General features: G+C 72.6%; 11 protein-coding genes and 1 pseudogene. 5 read left to right on the top strand and 7 right to left on the bottom strand.

Annotated features, from left to right (window positions below):
• Positions 1–190 precede the first annotated feature (190 nt).
• On the top strand, positions 191–1015 hold the full coding sequence (locus CLV63_RS01495) for an NERD domain-containing protein (RefSeq protein ID WP_245928515.1): 825 nt from the start codon (positions 191–193) through the stop codon (positions 1013–1015).
• A 162-nt stretch (positions 1016–1177) separates the two neighbouring features.
• Positions 1178–3043 (top strand): dihydroxy-acid dehydratase, encoded by a 1866-nt coding sequence (ilvD, locus tag CLV63_RS01500; RefSeq protein ID WP_106581002.1) that lies wholly within the window; start codon positions 1178–1180, stop codon positions 3041–3043.
• A 66-nt stretch (positions 3044–3109) separates the two neighbouring features.
• On the opposite strand, the gene CLV63_RS01505 is transcribed toward ilvD, so the two are convergent.
• Positions 3110–3307 carry an FmdB family zinc ribbon protein gene (locus CLV63_RS01505; protein WP_106581003.1) on the bottom strand — a complete coding sequence of 66 codons (198 nt, stop codon included), beginning with the start codon at positions 3305–3307 and terminating at the stop codon, positions 3110–3112.
• Positions 3308–3437: 130 nt separating this feature from the next.
• Positions 3438–3986 (bottom strand): HNH endonuclease, encoded by a 549-nt coding sequence (locus CLV63_RS01510; protein WP_106581004.1) that lies wholly within the window; start codon positions 3984–3986, stop codon positions 3438–3440.
• Between the two features lie 315 nt (positions 3987–4301).
• Between CLV63_RS01510 and CLV63_RS01515 the strand changes: the two are divergent.
• A pseudogene (locus CLV63_RS01515) lies at positions 4302–6392 on the top strand (prolyl oligopeptidase family serine peptidase); the annotation flags it as partial.
• On the top strand, positions 6366–6812 hold the full coding sequence (locus tag CLV63_RS33405; protein WP_394339733.1) for an acyl-CoA thioesterase: 447 nt from the start codon (positions 6366–6368) through the stop codon (positions 6810–6812). The pseudogene CLV63_RS01515 and the gene CLV63_RS33405, both read left to right, overlap by 27 nt.
• Positions 6813–6925: 113 nt before the next feature.
• Here the strand turns inward: CLV63_RS33405 and CLV63_RS01520 are convergent, their stop codons facing one another.
• Entirely contained in the window at positions 6926–8899 is a 1974-nt protein-coding gene (locus CLV63_RS01520; protein WP_106581006.1) for a GTP-binding protein, read from the bottom strand.
• Between the two features lie 703 nt (positions 8900–9602).
• On the opposite strand from CLV63_RS01520, the gene CLV63_RS01530 reads away from it, so the two are divergent.
• The gene (locus CLV63_RS01530; protein ID WP_211301088.1) at positions 9603–10766 is read left to right on the top strand and encodes an MFS transporter; all 1164 of its coding nucleotides are present in this window, start codon (positions 9603–9605) and stop codon (positions 10764–10766) included.
• Here the strand turns inward: CLV63_RS01530 and CLV63_RS01535 are convergent.
• The 4 genes from CLV63_RS01535 to CLV63_RS01550 form a co-directional block, all read right to left on the bottom strand.
• Positions 10759–11250: a globin gene (locus CLV63_RS01535; protein ID WP_106581007.1), complete on the bottom strand. Its 492-nt coding sequence runs from the start codon at positions 11248–11250 to the stop codon at positions 10759–10761. The two genes, CLV63_RS01530 and CLV63_RS01535, sit on opposite strands and share 8 nt — an antisense overlap.
• A gap of 129 nt (positions 11251–11379) precedes the next feature.
• Positions 11380–13044, bottom strand: a complete 1665-nt coding sequence (ettA, locus tag CLV63_RS01540; RefSeq protein WP_106581008.1) for an energy-dependent translational throttle protein EttA — start codon at positions 13042–13044, stop codon at positions 11380–11382.
• 10 nt (positions 13045–13054) lie between these two features.
• Entirely contained in the window at positions 13055–14185 is a 1131-nt protein-coding gene (locus tag CLV63_RS01545; RefSeq protein ID WP_106581009.1) for a DUF4192 domain-containing protein, read from the bottom strand.
• Positions 14186–14304: 119 nt separating this feature from the next.
• The gene (locus CLV63_RS01550) at positions 14305–15693 is read right to left on the bottom strand and encodes a sensor domain-containing diguanylate cyclase (RefSeq protein WP_211301089.1); all 1389 of its coding nucleotides are present in this window, start codon (positions 15691–15693) and stop codon (positions 14305–14307) included.
• Between the last annotated feature and the right edge of the window lie 16 nt (positions 15694–15709).

Raw genomic sequence — 15709 nt, forward strand, 5'->3', positions numbered from 1 at the left:
CGCATGAGGCAGCGGGGACGGGATCTGCTGCTGTTAGGGTTCTCTAGAGAAGATGGGGAAGAGCAATTATTCCCTGCGAATCACCGCCGGACACGTGACAAAGCCTCACTCCATGGGCAATCCCTAGGCAAGGCAAGTGTGAGTCCAGATGTACTGGGTCTCGCATACGTATCGAACTAACCTCGGAACCGTGGAATCAGCAACCAGCACAAAGAACACGGACCAAGCGTCCGACGCCCGACGTCGCGCGTCCGACAGTTCAACGTCACCTTTCGTCGCTGCCAAGGGCAAGAGTTCCCGTGATTCCCAGGGCTCCAAAGACGCGGCCCGCACGACCTACAGTGACCTGCTGGCATCCGGTGCGTTACGCCGCAACGTGCTCCGCGCCGCTGCGGCCGTCGCCGCAGGGGCCGCCGCCGGCGTGCTCACCGCCGACTGGCGCATCGGTGCGACGATCGGCATCGCCGCCGCCATCGCCTTCGCGGTGCACACCTCGCGCCGCACCTCCGAAGTCCCGCGCTGGCGCCGCCCGTCGGCGGCACAGCGCCGCACCGAAGCCCAGTTGAAGGTCATGAAGCGCCTGGGCTACCAGGTGCTGCACGCCAGGGGCATCCCCGGCGGCAACGGCCAGATCGACCACTTCATCGTCGGCCGCCGCGGCGCGTTCGCCATCGACTCCGAGTCGTGGGACAAGCGGCTGCCCCTGCACAACAAGCTGGAGAAGCTCTACCACGGCCGCTTCTCCAAGAACGAGCGCATCGACGAGGCCCTGGAGGAGGCGCGCGAGGCCCAGCGGCTGGTCAGTGAGGAACTCGGCCGGTCCGTCAGCGTCCGCGCCGCACTCGCCATCTACGGCCCGACCATGCCGTGGGACCACCACAACCTGCGCCGTGTCGACATCATCGCGGGCACCAAGGTCCGCAAGTGGCTGCGCACCGGCAAGGACCGGCTCACCGACAAGGAGATCAACGAGATCCACCAGGCGGCCGAGCGGGCCCTTCCGCCGCGCCACTGAGCGCGCCGCGCACGGCACCGCGAGCAGACCCGACCGGGCGGCATCCGCCGTCCGGTCTCACAATGCGAGAAATCGGATCTTCCAACCCGAGACGCGGCGGCTCCGCGGCAGGGCTACCATCGAGCAGAACAGCCGTTCACCTCGATCCCGGGAGATCACCCCATGCCCGCGCTCCGCTCTCGTACGGTCACTCATGGCAGGAACATGGCCGGCGCGCGCGCACTTCTGCGCGCCACCGGTGTGGAACGTGCGGACTTCGGCAAGCCCATCGTCGCCATCGCGAACAGCTTCACGGAGTTCGTCCCCGGCCACGTCCACCTCCGCGAGGTCGCCGACGTCGTCGCGGGCGCCGTGCGCGAGGCGGGTGCCATCCCCCGCGAGTTCAACACCATCGCCGTCGACGACGGCATCGCCATGGGCCACAGCGGCATGCTGTACTCGCTGCCGAGCCGCGAGCACATCGCCGACGCCGTCGAGTACATGGTCAACGCCCACTGCGCCGACGCGCTGGTGTGCGTGTCGAACTGCGACAAGATCACCCCGGGCATGCTGCTCGCCGCAATGCGGCTGAACATCCCGACCGTGTTCGTCTCGGGCGGCCCCATGGAGGCGGGCAAGGTCACCGTCGTCAACGGCACCGCCACAACGGTCAAGAAGCTCGACCTGATCAACCCCATGATCGCCGCGGCCGACGAGAGCGTCTCCCAGGACGAACTCGACGAGATGGAGGAGAACGCCTGCCCCACCTGCGGCTCCTGCTCGGGCATGTTCACGGCCAACTCCATGAACTGCCTGACCGAGGCGATCGGGCTGGCCCTGCCCGGCAACGGCACCGTCCTCGCCACGCACACCGCGCGCAAGAAGCTGTACGAGGACGCCGGCCGCCTGGTGGTCGAGGCCGCGCAGCGCTACTACCGCGACGACGACCCGTCGGTGCTCCCGCTGTCGATCGCGACCCCGGCGGCGTTCGCCAACGCCATGGCGCTCGACGTCGCCATGGGCGGCTCCACCAACACCATCCTGCACCTGCTCGCCGCCGCCACCGAGGCCGACGTCAAGTTCGGGCTGCCCGAGATCGACGAGCTGTCGCGGCGGGTGCCCTGCCTGTGCAAGGTCGCGCCGAACACCGACAAGTACCACGTCGAGGACGTCCACCGCGCCGGCGGCATCCCGGCGATCCTGGGCGAACTGGCGCGCGGCGGGCTGCTCGACACCTCACTGCCGACCGTGCACGGCAAGACCGTCGCGGAGTACCTGTCCGAGTGGGACATCACCTCGCCCGACGTCCTGCCCGAGGCCGAGGAGCTGTTCCACGCCGCGCCGGGCGGCGTGCGCACCACCAAGGCGTACTCGCAGTCGGTCCGGTGGGACACGCTCGACCTCGACCGCGAGAACGGGTGCATCCGCTCCGTCGGGCACGCCTACACCGCCGACGGCGGCCTGGCCGTGCTCACCGGCAACCTCGCCCCCGACGGCGCCATCGTCAAGACCGCGGGCGTCGAAGAGGAGCTGTGGACGTTCCGCGGCCCGGCGCGGGTCTTCGAGAGCCAGGAGGACGCGGTCGACGGCATCCTCGCCAAGCGGGTGCAGCCCGGCGACGTCGTGGTCATCCGCTACGAGGGGCCCAAGGGCGGGCCCGGCATGCAGGAGATGCTGTACCCGACCAGCTTCCTCAAGGGCCGCGGGCTCGGCAAGGCGTGCGCGCTCATCACCGACGGCCGGTTCTCCGGCGGCACATCGGGGCTGTCCATCGGCCATGCCTCGCCCGAGGCCGCCTCGGGCGGCGACATCGCCCTGGTCCGCGACGGCGACACCATCACCATCGACATCCCCGAGCGTGTGCTGCGCCTGGAGGTCGGCGACGACGAACTCGCCGAACGCCGCGCGGCGCTGGTGCGCGAACTGGGCGGCTTCCGGCCCAAGGACCGGGTGCGCCCGGTCTCGGCGGCCCTGCGCGCCTACGCGGCGCTCGCGACCTCGGCGTCGACCGGCGCGGCCCGCGACGTCGGCCAGGTCGAGAAGGGCTGAGGACCCCGGCGCCGCCGCGCAACGCGGCGGCGCGCGGGCAGTCCCACGCGGGCCGTCACGCGCGGGTCAGCCGCAGCACCCGCCGCCGCAGCACCCCCCGCTCTGCGGGGGTGCCGCGGTGCCGCCCACGGCGGCGGCCGACAGGAGCTTCACGGTGTCGTCGTGCCCGTTGGGGCAGGCGGCGGGGGCCGCCGACTCGGCCATGGGGCGCGCGATTTCGAAGGTCGCGCCGCAGGACCGGCAGCGGTAGTCGTATCGGGGCATGGGGCCAGCATAGGGAAGCGGGCGCACCGGCGCGCGGCAAGGTTGCGACCGGCCGGCGCGCCGCGAAGGCCCGCCCGGGAACGGTCGGGACCGTGGACTCCGGTCCCGGGCGGAAACGGCGGTCAGGCGATCACGCCGCGACGCGGGGCATGTACTGCGCCCACTGGGGGTCGCCGTGGTTCTCGCCGTTGATGAGCCGCCAGTGCAGACCCTTGGGAACGGTCGGGGTGACGTTCAGTTCCCAGCCGATCTCGTCGAGCAGGTGGTCGGCCTTGCGGTGGTTGCAGGTCTTGCACGAGGCCACGACGTTCTCCCACACGTGCGCGCCGCCGCGGCTGCGCGGGATGACGTGGTCGATGGTCTCGGCGCGCCGCTCGCAGTACGCGCAGTGGAAGCTGTCGCGCCGCATGAGCGCCACCCGCGTGAGCGGGACCCTGCGCCGGTAGGGCACCCGGATGTAGCGCCGCAGCCGGATGACCGAGGGGACCGACAGCGCCGCGCTCGCGGAGTGCAGGACGGCGCCGGCGGTGTCGCCGTGCACCACATCGGCTTTTTCCCGCAACACCAGCAACACGGCTCGGCGCAGCGGTACGGTCGTCAGCGGTTCGTAACTCGCGTTGAGCAGCAGTACGTGGCGGCTGATCACCGGTCCGCCCTCCGTACCGCGCCGCGCGCTCATGCCGCCTCCAAGGGCGGCGTCCCGACCGCCTGTGTCTCAATCCCGGCGAGGCGGTAAGCCAGCCAGGAGACCTCCTCGTACACCGGCCAGACGACCGGCTGTCTTCGCGTTGCCACACGGACCTCCGTGGGGTGCCAAGTAACGTCCCACGTTCAGTGTGCTTGCTCCAAGTGCGTCACCGCCACCCCATTTCACCGTGGTGTCCAGAAAAAACGGCGCGGGTGACGAGGAGTTCCGGGCCGCGGCCCGACCCCGGCCGCATCACCCTCGCGAACACCAGAAAACCCAGGCGATCAGGTCGATAGAGTGCATGACATGCCAGAACGCCGTTATCCCATTGCCGAGCGCATCGATCGCACCGACGTCCTGCACGGCCGCACGGTCGCCGACCCCTACCGGTGGTTGGAGGACGCCCATTCCGCCTCCGTGAAGGAGTGGTCGGCCGCCGAGGACGCGCTCTTCACCGAGTCAGCGGCCGACTTCGTCGGCCGCACGTGGTTCGCCGAACAGGTCCAGGCGCTGCTCGGCGCTGGTTTCGTGAGCCCGCCGGTATGGCGGGGAGAGCGGCACTTCACCACGCGCCGCACCGCCGGCCAGGAGCACGGCGTACTGTACGTCGCCGGCCCGGGGCCCGAACGGGTCCTCATCGACCCCGGTGCCGCCGACCCGAGCGGGCTCACCACGCTCGACTCCTGGCGCCCCGACCTCGAGGGGCGGCGGCTCGCCTACCAGCTCTCCGAGTCGGGCAGCGAGGAGTCCCTGCTGCGGATCATCGACATCGACAGCGGCGAGCTCGTCGACGGCCCCATCGACCGCTGCCGCTACTCCCCCATCGCGTGGCTGCCCGGCGGCGCGGCCTTCTACTACGAGCGTCGGCTCCCGGCCGACGAGGTGCCGCCCGGCGAGGAGCAGTACCACCGTCGCGTCTACCTGCACCGGGTCGGCACGCCCACAGAGGACGACGTCCTGATCTTCGGCGCCGGCCGCGACAAGACCGAGTACCACGGCATCGCCGTCAGCCGCGACGGCCGGTGGCTGACCCTCACCGCCGCGAAGGGCACCTCGTCGTGCAACGACGCGTGGATCGCCGACATCGGCGGCGGCGCCGCGAGCACCCCCGAGGCGCCGCTGTTCACCCCCGTCCAGGTCGGCATCGACGCCGAGGTCTCCCCGCACGTCGGCCGCGACGGGCGGCTGTACCTGTTCACCGACCGCGACGCGCCCCGCGGCAGGCTGTGCGTCGCCGACCCCGCCGCGCCGGACGCCGCCGACTGGCGGGTGCTGATCGCCGAGGACCCCGAGGCGGTGCTCGCCGACTTCGCGGTGCTCGACGGCCCCGAACTCGACACCCCCGTCCTGCTGGCCTCGTGGCGCAGGCACGCCATCAGCGAGCTCACAGTGCACGACCTCGGCACCGGCGAGCGGACGGGCCGCATCGACCTGGGCGGGGTCGGCTCCGCCGGGGGGCTCATCGAACGCCCCGAGGGCGGCCACGAGGCGTGGTTCGGCTACACCGACCACACGACGCCCACCTGCGTGTACCACTACGACGCCCGCACCGGTGAGCTCACCACCTGGGCCACGGCGCCCGGCACGCCCGAGACCCCCGACGTGCACACCGAGCAGGTCACCTACACCTCCCACGACGGCACACCGGTGCGGATGGTCGTGGTGTCCCCCCGCGGGGCCGACGGCCCCCTGCCCACCATCCTGTACGGCTACGGCGGGTTCTCGATCTCGCTCAGCCCCAGCTACTCCGCGTCCATCCTCGCCTGGGTGAAGGCCGGGGGGCGCTACGCGGTCGCGAACCTGCGCGGCGGACTCGAAGAGGGCGAGGAGTGGCACCGGGCGGGGATGCTCGGGCGCAAGCAGAACGTCTTCGACGACTGCGCCGCGGCGGCCGAGCACCTGATCTCCAGCGGGCTCAGCAGCGCCGACCGGCTCGCCGTCATGGGCGGCAGCAACGGCGGGCTGCTGGTGGGCGCCGCCATCACGCAGCGGCCGGACCTGTACGCCGCGGCCGTCTGCTCCGCCCCGCTGCTCGACATGGTGCGCTACGAGCACTTCGGCCTGGGCCAACTGTGGAACGTCGAGTTCGGCAGCGCCGCCGACCCGGAGGCGCTCGACTGGCTGCTCGCCTACTCCCCGTACCACAACGTGGCCGAGGGCACCCGCTACCCCGCCACACTGTTCACCGTCTTCGACAACGACACCCGGGTCGATCCGCTCCACGCGCGCAAGATGTGCGCCGCGTTGCAGCACGCGACGTCGGCCGACCCCGCGCAGCGCCCCATCCTGCTGCGACGCGAGGCCGAGGTGGGCCACAGCACCCGATCGGTCAGCCGCAGCGTGCGGCTGGGCGCCGACCAGTTGGCGTTCCTGGCCCGCTACACCGGGCTCGCCGTCCCCGAGGCGCCGCCCGAGCAGCCGACCCGGCACGTGCACCACGTCCAGATCCGCTTCGCCGACCTCGACCCGCTGAACCACGTCAACAACGTGCGGATGCTCACCTACCTGGAGGACGCCCGCATCGCGCTGCTGCGCTGGGACGGGCGCGGCGACGGTTCGCTGCGGTTCAACGGGCTGGTGGTCGCCCGGCACGAGGTCGACTACGTCGCCCCGCTGCAACTGCGGCGCACCCCTGTCCGGGTCGAGACGTGGGTGACGGAGTTGAAGAACGCGAGCTTCACACTGCGCTACGAGATCCGCGACGACGACCGGGTCTACGCGCGGGCGATGTCGGTCCTCGTGGGCTTCGACATCGACACCCAGGAGATCCGTCGGCTCGACGACTCCGAGCGGTCCTACCTGGAGCGGTTCCGGTAGCGGCGGTGGCTGTAGCGGCGGTTCCGGTAGCCGCGGTTCCGGTCCGGTGGCAGCGGTTCCGGTAGCGGCGGTGGCGGGCCCCGGCGCGGGGCCCGCCACCGCAAAAGGGCGGCTCAGGTGCCGACGGCGGAGCGGCGCTGCGACAGGTGCCGCAGGTACTCCTCCCTGTCGAGCGGGTTCCCGTCGGTGCGCGGCCGCTCCGGCGCCCGCCCCGCGACGGCCCGATCGGCCGACGCGCGGGACCACCAGACCCCCTCTCCGTGCGAAAGGCCGGGCAGGCGCCGTTCGACCTCGGCGACCAGGCGGGCCGGGATCGCGCCGCGGAGCACGGCGGTCTCCGCGTCGCCCGCCGACTCGCCGATGCCGACCCCCAGCGCGCCGAACTGCGCGGCGACCGCGCTCAGTGCGCCGGCCGGGACCTCGGCCTCGTACTCGTGGTACGGCTCGTACACCCGGGTCCCCGCCTCTGCGAGGGCGCGCATCAGCACCAGCGGCGCGAGTTCGCGGAAGTCGGCGGCGGTGCTGACCGGGCTCGCATAGCCCGACCGGGTCAGCGTCACCGAGCACCCGGTGACCGGCCACCCGTGCAGGCCCTGGCCGAGCGTGCGGACGACGGCCTCCTCGATCGCCCGGTGGAAGGCGCGCGGCAGCGAACCGTCCTCGACCGCCACCCCGTAGGCGTTTCCGGTGTCCCCCGCTGGGGCGGGCGCCACCCGCAGCCCGATCGTCGCGTAGAAGCGGGGCCGCGGCTGCCGGTCGTACGCCTCGAACGCCTCGCCGGTTCCCGTCGGCCGCTCCGAGTAGACGACCCGGCTGGGCGCGAACACCGCCTCGACATCGAACTCGGCCGCCAGCGTCGCCGCGATGATCTCCTTCTGGACCTCGCCGTAGAGCAGCACCGATGTCCCCTCGCCCGGCGCGCTCCGCGTGCTGATCCACGGGTCCTGGTCGGCGAGCGCGACGAGGGCGGCGTGCAGGCGCGCCGCGTCCCCGCTCCGGCGCGGCCGGACCAGGGTCTCCAGGCTGGGGCGGGTGAACCGCTGCTGCTCGGCGGGCGCCTCGGCCGCGCCGATCCGGTCGCCGACCCGGACGCCGGGCAGGCCGCGGACCTTGGCGAGGTTGCCCGCCGTCAGCGGTTCGCGCGCGTCGGCCGGGGCGCCGATGACCTGGAGCCCGGTGATCCGCGCGCTGACGGTCTCCGCCGCGCCGTCGGGCCCGCTCCGGTGGACGGCGACGCGCTGGCGCACGCGCAGCCGCCCCGCGTCGAGCCGCAGGTAGCCGGTTGCCTCGCCCGCGCGGCCGCGCTCAACCGCGAAGACGGTGCCGCGCGCCGCACCGTCGGTGTCGGCCGCCGCAGTGGGCAGCAGCCGGGCCACGCCCTCGACAAGGGCGGCGACCCCCGTCCCGCTCAGGGCGGAGCCGAAGAACAGCGGGTGGACCGTCCCGGCCGCGGTCTGCGCCGCCAGCCGCTCCTCGATCTCCGCCCCGGTGGGCGCCGGCCCGGAGACGAGGGCTTCGAGGAGCGCGTCGTCGTTGTCGGCCAGGACGTCGGCCGCTGTGCCGGGGAACCCGGGATCGGCGGCGACGCGCGCGCCGGCGGTCCCCGCGTCCGTCGGCCGGTTCACGGGCACGATGTGCGCGGTGAGCCGGCGACGGATCTCGGCGAGCAGGGCGGTGTCGCGGGCCCCCGCCCGGTCGATCTTGTTCGCGAACAGCACGGTCGGCAGCCGCATGGCGCGCAGTGTGCGCATGAGCACGCGGGTCTGCGGCTGGACGCCCTCGACCGCCGACAGGACCAGGACGGCGCCGTCGAGGACGCCGAGGGCCCGCTCGACCTCGGCGATGAAGTCGGAGTGTCCGGGGGTGTCGACCAGGTTGACGCGCAGGCCGCCGACCGTGAAGGAGGCGACGGCGGAGCGGACGGTGATGCCGCGCTCCCGTTCGATCGCTCCGGTGTCGGTCCGGGTGGTCCCGGCGTCGACGCTGCCGAGCCGCTCGATGGCACCGGCGTCATAGAGAATGCGCTCGGTGAGGCTGGTCTTACCGGCGTCGACGTGGGCGAGAATCCCGATGTTCAGGGTGGGCATGGGTGCGGACTTCCTCGGTTGCACGCGTGTGGCTGGGTCGCATGGCGTATCCGAGGCTGTGCCGCATTAAGGTCTCCGTGGTCGGCGGTCTCCTGACGCGCCGCATCCTGCCATGGCCGGTCAGCAGTGTCGACGCCTTTTCCACGGCGCCGCCCTGGTCCTCTACCACGCCGCCCTGTCCGCGGCCCCTCGCCGCCTTTGGTGCCGCTGTTCCCCACCGCGCACCTGGATCGATACCGCCGAGGCCCGGAGCCCGCCCGCCGTTGTTGCTGCTTCTGACCCCAGACCACCTGCATGCCGCCCGGCGACAAGGCCGCCCAGCAGACCTGCGGACCAAGAAGAAACTCCGCCTTCTCCACCCGGAGACCGTGCGGGTCACCGCCCACCCTGCCCGCCCGGCGCCGTTGGCGCTGCTTCTGACCGCAGACCACCCGAACGCGGCCCGGCGACAAGGCCGCCCCGCAGACGGACCGCCCCCAAGAAACCGACAGCCCACCGCGGCGGAGGAACCCGTTTCATCAGGTCAGCGAGAGAACCGGGAGGAGACGGACTCCGCGGCGGGAGCGGGAGCGCAAACAGGAACGGGAGCGCAACCGGGAACGGGATCACGAGAGGGACCAGGAACAGGAACGAGAACAAGCGCAGGAGCGGGCCCGGATCCCCCGCCGCGGGGCCGGTAAACAGTGTTGACTAGCCTGGCCCGGTGATCGTGCGCAATCGGTGGTTCATCCTCGGGCTCGCCATGGTGGCGCAGATCGCGAGCCTGGCCTCGCTGTTCGGCGTGCCGTTCCTGCTGGCGGAACTGCGCTCGGGCTATGCGCTGAGCACCGCACAGGCCGGGACCCTCAGCGGGCTGCCGAACCTGGGGCTGCTGTGCACACTCCTCGGCTGGGGCCTGGTCATCGACCGCTACGGCGAGCGGTTCACGATGGTCGTCAGCCTGGTGCTCACGGCCTGCTCGCTGGCGCTGCTGGGCGTGGTCGGCGGCGCAGTGGGCGCCGGAGCCGTCCTGGTCCTGGTCGGCGCGGTCGCGGGGCCGGTCAACGCGGCCAGCGGACGGCTGGTGCTCGGCCTGTTCCACGCGCGCGAGCGCGGGCTGGCCATGGGTGTGCGGCAGACCGGGCAACCGCTCGGCATGGCGCTCGCCGCCGCCGTCCTGCCCACCGCAGGCCAGCAATGGGGCTTCGCGGGCGCGATGCTACTGCCCGCGGCCCTGGCCCTGGCGGTGGCCCCGCTGGTGGCGCTGTTCGCCACCGCACCGGAGCGCGCGGGCGGCGGCGCCGCGCCGCGTGCGGCCGGGTCGCCCTACCGGCACGGGGCCATCTGGCGGATCCACGGCGTGAGCATGCTGCTGGGGGTCCCGCAGGTCGCGATGCTGACCTACGCGCTGGTGTACCTGGTCGACGCGCACGGGTGGTCGGCCCCGCTGGCGGGGGCGGTCATCGCGCTCGGCCAGCTGCCCGGCGCGCTGGCGCGGCTGCTCGCCGGGGTGTGGTCGGACCGGCGGGGCGACCGTTTGGGGCCCGTGCGGATCATCGCCGCGGTGTCGGGGACGAGCCTGCTGCTGCTCGCCGCCGCGACCCTGGTGCTGCCGCCGCTCGCGGTCGTCCTGCTGCTGGCGTGCCTGGTGCTGTCGCTCAGCCACAACGGGCTGACGTTCACCGCGGCGGCCGAGACGGCGGGGATGGCGTGGGCCGGTCGTGCCATGGCGGCGCAGAACTCCTTGCAGGCCGTGAGTTCGCTGTTCGCCCCCGTGCTCATGGGGGCGGTGCTGACCTGGCAGGGGTACCCGGCGGTCTTCGCGGTGTCGGCGCTGTTCTGCGCGGCGGCCGTGGCCCTGGTGCCGCCGCGCCGTGGCGCTACTTGAGCGAGATGCGGATGGGTTCGTCGCCCTCGCCGGAGTCGCCGGAGTCGCCGGACGACTGCGCCGCGGGTGCAGCGGGCGCCGCGGATGTCGCAGGCCGCGCCGGCGGCCCGGCGTCCTCGGCGACATTGACCATGCTGTGCGCCGCGTAGACCATGTACTCCCAGATCTGGCGGTCGAACTCGGCGGGCAGGGCGACGTCGTCCATCGCGGCGCGCATGTGCGCGAGCCAGTGGTCGCGTTCGCGCGCGCCCACCCGGAACGGGGCGTGGCGCATGCGCAGCCGGGGGTGCCCGCGCTGGTCGCTGTAGGTGCGGGGGCCGCCCCAGTACTGGATCAGGAACAGCCGGAACCGCTCCTCGGCGGGACCGAGGTCCTCCTCGGGGTAGAGGGGGCGCAGCACGGGGTCGTGGGCGACGCCCTCGTAGAAGCGGGCGACGAGGCGGACGAAGGTGTCCTCGCCGCCGACAGCCTCGTAGACGGTCATGGGCTGATGGTCTTCGCGCGGGGTACTCATCATCGGTCTCCACTTTATGCGGTGGCCGCACGAGCGGGCCGGGCCGCACCCGGCACCGGCGCGTGCCCCGGCCGACGGCCGGGGCACGGACGGCCGGTGTCAGTCGCGGGTGAGCTTGCGGTGGGTCACCGCGTGCGGGCGCGCCGCCTCGGCGCCCAGGCGCTCGATCTTGTTCTTCTCGTAGGACTCGAAGTTGCCCTCGAACCAGTACCAGTCGGAGCCGCCCTCCCACGCCAGGATGTGGGTCGCGACGCGGTCGAGGAACCAGCGGTCGTGGGAGGTGATGACGGCGCAGCCCGGGAAGTCGAGCAGCGCGTTCTCCAGCGAGCCGAGGGTGTCGACGTCGAGGTCGTTGGTCGGTTCGTCGAGGAGCAGCAGGTTGCCGCCCTGCTTGAGGGTGAGCGCGAGGTTGACCCGGTTGCGCTCGCCGCCCGACAGCACCCCCGCCGACTTCTGCTGGTCGGAACCCTTGAAGCCGAAGGCCGCGACGTAGGCGCGGCTGGGGATCTCGACGTTGCCGACGCGGATGAAGCTCTCTCCGTCGGAGACGGCCTCCCAGACGTTCTTGTCGTCGGCGATGCGGGCGCGGTACTGGTCGACGTAGGAGGTCCGGACGGTGTCGCCGACGCGGATCGTGCCGGAGTCGGGCTGCTCCTCACCCATGATCATCTTGAACAGGGTGGTCTTGCCGACGCCGTTGGGGCCGATGACGCCGACGATGCCGTTTGGCGGCAGCGAGAACGAGAGGTCCTCGATGAGGACGCGGTCGTCGAAGCCCTTGGTGAGGCCCTTGACCTCGACAACGGTGGTGCCCAGCCGCGGCCCCGGGGGGATCTGGATCTCCTCGAAGTCGAGCTTGCGGGTGTTGGCGGCCTCGGCCGCCATCTCCTCGTAGCGCTGCAACCGGGCCTTGCTCTTGGTCTGGCGCGCCTTGGCGTTGGAGCGCACCCACTCCAGTTCGTCGGCCAGCCGCTTCTGCTTCTTGACGTCCTTCTGCCCTTCGACCTTGAGGCGGGTGGCCTTGGTCTCCAGGTAGGTCGTGTAGTTGCCCTCGTAGGGGTAGAGGCGGCCGCGGTCGAGTTCGAGGATCCACGTGGCGACGTTCTCGAGGAAGTACCGGTCGTGTGTGATCGCGATGATCGTGCCCGGGTAGTTCTCCAGGTGGGACTCCAACCACTGCACGCTCTCGGCGTCGAGGTGGTTGGTGGGCTCGTCGAGCAGCAGGAGGTCGGGCTGCTCCAGCAGCAGTTTGCACAGCGCCACGCGGCGCTTCTCGCCGCCGGAGAGCCGGTCGACATCGGAGTCGGGCGGCGGGCACCGCAGGGCGTCCATGGCCTGCGCGAGCTGGCTGTCGAGGTCCCAGGCGTTGCGGTGGTCGAGCTGCTCCTGGAGCTTGCCCATCTCTTCGAGGAGGGCGTCGGAGTAGTCGGTCGCCATCTTCTCGGCGATCTCGTTGAACCGGTCGAGCAGCCGCTTGGTCTCGGCCACGCCGTCCTCGACGTTTTGCAGCACGGTCTTGTCGGGGTCGAGCCGCGGTTCCTGTGCCAGCAGGCCGACGGTGAAGCCGGGCATCAGGCGGGCCTCGCCATTGGACGGCTGCTCCACGCCTGCCATGAGTTTGAGCAGCGTGGACTTGCCGGCGCCGTTGGGTCCGACGACGCCGATCTTGGCTCCGGGCAGGAAGGACCCGGACACGTCGTCGAGAACGACCTTGTCGCCGTGCGCCTTGCGCACGCTTCGCATGGTGTAGATGTACTCCGGCATGCTCCCCAGCCTAGGCCGTTGGCGGCGGTGCCCCGGACGTCGCCTCTGGCCCTGCCCGGCCGCCGGGGCCGCGCACCGGGGAGATCTCTTCGAGCCACTCGGGGCTGAAGTGCCGCCAGGTGTCGGGCCGGACGCCAAGGTGCAGCGCGCGGCGGATGAGCGCCGCCATGGAGTAGCCGCGGTGGGCGCGCTCGGCCCGCAGCGCCGCCGCGGCCGCCAGGGCGGTGTCGCCCTGCTGCCACGCCGCGAACGCGAGCAGCGCGGCCGGCGCAGCGGCGTAGGCCGGGCGCACGCGGCGCAGGACGTGGCTCCACAGGGCGATGTGCGCCTCGGCGTGCTCGGCGCTGATGTGCGCCCATGCCTCGTCGCGGACGCGCGTGGCGACCAGCACCACGCCGAGCCAGGCGAGGAGGTCGGGGTCCTCGGGCGGGCCGCTCGCGGGCAGCGCGGCCACGACCTGGCGGACCAGCCGGACGCCCTCGGCGCGCAGTTCCGGGCCGAAGCCGGACCCGTCCTCGGCGCGCGGCCCGCCCCACATGCGCGCGCACCGGGCCTCGGCCCGGTGGGTGGCCCCGGCCATGCGCTCGCGGAGCGCGCCGGTGACGGGGTCGAGGCGGACCTGGGTTGCGCGGGCGTGGGACCCGCGCGGGACGAGCCCGGCGGCGACGGCGGTCGCCGGGATGAGCGAGGACGCGGTGTCGAACACGACGCCGTCGGCCGGGCAGCAGCTCGGGTAGGGGCACAGGTAGGACCAGTAGCGGCCGTTCTCGACCCGCAGGGCCTCGCACAGCTCGACCGGCGCCTTCGAGAGGCCGGCGACCAGGGCGTCGACCAGCGGGGTGACCGCGCCCGGCGGGCCGTAGCCCACCGCGAGGGCGCGGTCGCAGCCGTGCTCGCGCAGGGTCCGCGCGAACCCGGCCGCGACATCAGCGGGAGGCGCCGTGCCGGGCGCGGGCCCGCCGTCGAGCGGGTGGCGTACCGCGAAGCGCACCCGCCGGGCGGCGCCGCTCAGCCCGAGCAGGGCCATGGAGTGGTCGGGCGGGCCGGGCAGCAGGTAGGGGACGACGGCGATGAGGTCGGTCGGCGAACCGAGGGAGAGGGTGGGGTGGCCGGGGGCTGCGGAGTACTCGGGGTTGACCATGTGATCACCGTGCGTCAGCGCGGCTGCGGCGGGCAACAGGAATCCGCGGGCTGTGGAGAACCGGCGCGCCCCTGCCCAGGCCCTGCTCAAACCCTGCCCAGGCCCTGCCCAGGCCCCGGTCAGAGGTCCGTAGCGGGGTCGGAGGCGTTGTCGGCCGCGACGCCACCGGCCGGGCCGCCGTCGGCGGGCAGCGTGCCGCGCGGCTGCTCCGGGACGCGCGCCGCGTCGGCGGAGGGCACCGGCAGGCAGACGCGGTTGCGGCCGGAGTCCTTGGCCCGGTAGAGGGCGAGGTCGGCCGCCGCCAGCAGCTCGATCAGGTCGTCGCCGTGCGACCCCAGCATGGCGATGCCGATGGAGACCGTGATGGTCGCGGTGGTGTCGCCGACGGGCAGCGCCATGCGTCCCACGCGCGACCGCAGTCGCTCCGCGATCCGGCACGCCTCGGCGAGGTCGGCGCCCGGCAGCAGCACCACGAACTCCTCGCCGCCGAACCGGCCGACCAGGTCGGTCTGGCGCAACTGGTGGGTGAGTGTCCCGGCGACGCCGAGCAGCACCTGGTCGCCGAACAGGTGGCCGTGGGTGTCGTTGACGCGTTTGAAGTGGTCGATGTCGATGATGAGGACGGCGGCCGGCCGGTTGGCCTGCACGCCGAGGGAGAGGCCTTCGGCGGCCTCGCGCTCCCAGGTGACGGCGTTCAGCAGCCCCGTCTTGGGGTCGGTGCGCGCGGCGGTCTGGAGCTGCTGGTACATCAGGCTCCGCTGGAGCAGCAGCACCGGCGGCAGCACGACGGCGAGCAGGACCACGGACAGGCCGCAGAGCACGGCCGCCATGAGCCCAACGCACACCTCGACGCCGTCGAGGAGCGCGGTCTCGCGGTCCCAGAGCATCCGCCGCCACGGGATCTCCGGGCTGCTCAACCGCACCGCTATGGCGAGGACGAAGGTGGTGACGACGGTGAACAGGACGCCGGCCCCCGCGGCGACGAAGATCCCCGGGGTCTGGACCAGTGCCTGCTCGGCCTCGTGCCCCGCGCTGCCGCCGCGCAGCCACGGGCCCGACAGGGTGGCGTGGTACAGGGACGAGGAGACGCAGCCCGAGAGCGCCACCACCCCGGCGTTGCACACGCGGCGGAACACGATGGTCCGGCGGATGCGGTATTGCAGCAGTGTGAAGACCGGGATGGGGATGAGCAGCGCGTAGATCGGCGGCAGCAGCAGCACGGTGGGGATCCACCAGGCGCCGAGGAGGTCGCGGGGGATCCCGCGGGGCATTCCCAGGCGGCGCATCGCCTCGACGCACACGGCCGCGCAGCCCACCAGGGCCGCGAACACCACGGCGTCGTCGAGCCGCAACTCGGTGGTCCACAGCCCGGTGCACAGGAGTGCGAGATCGCTGGTGAGCAGGACCGCGGCGAACAGGAGCAGGGAGCGCGGCTGGCCGAACACGGGCCACGCGTTCACCCGTTCGCCCCAATGCCGACGACGATCGGGAGCGGATCGCCGGGTCACGGGGCCATCCCTTCGC

Origin of the sequence: Murinocardiopsis flavida (assembly GCF_003014485.1) — a bacterium.
GTDB classification, from domain to species: domain Bacteria; phylum Actinomycetota; class Actinomycetes; order Streptosporangiales; family Streptosporangiaceae; genus Murinocardiopsis; species Murinocardiopsis flavida.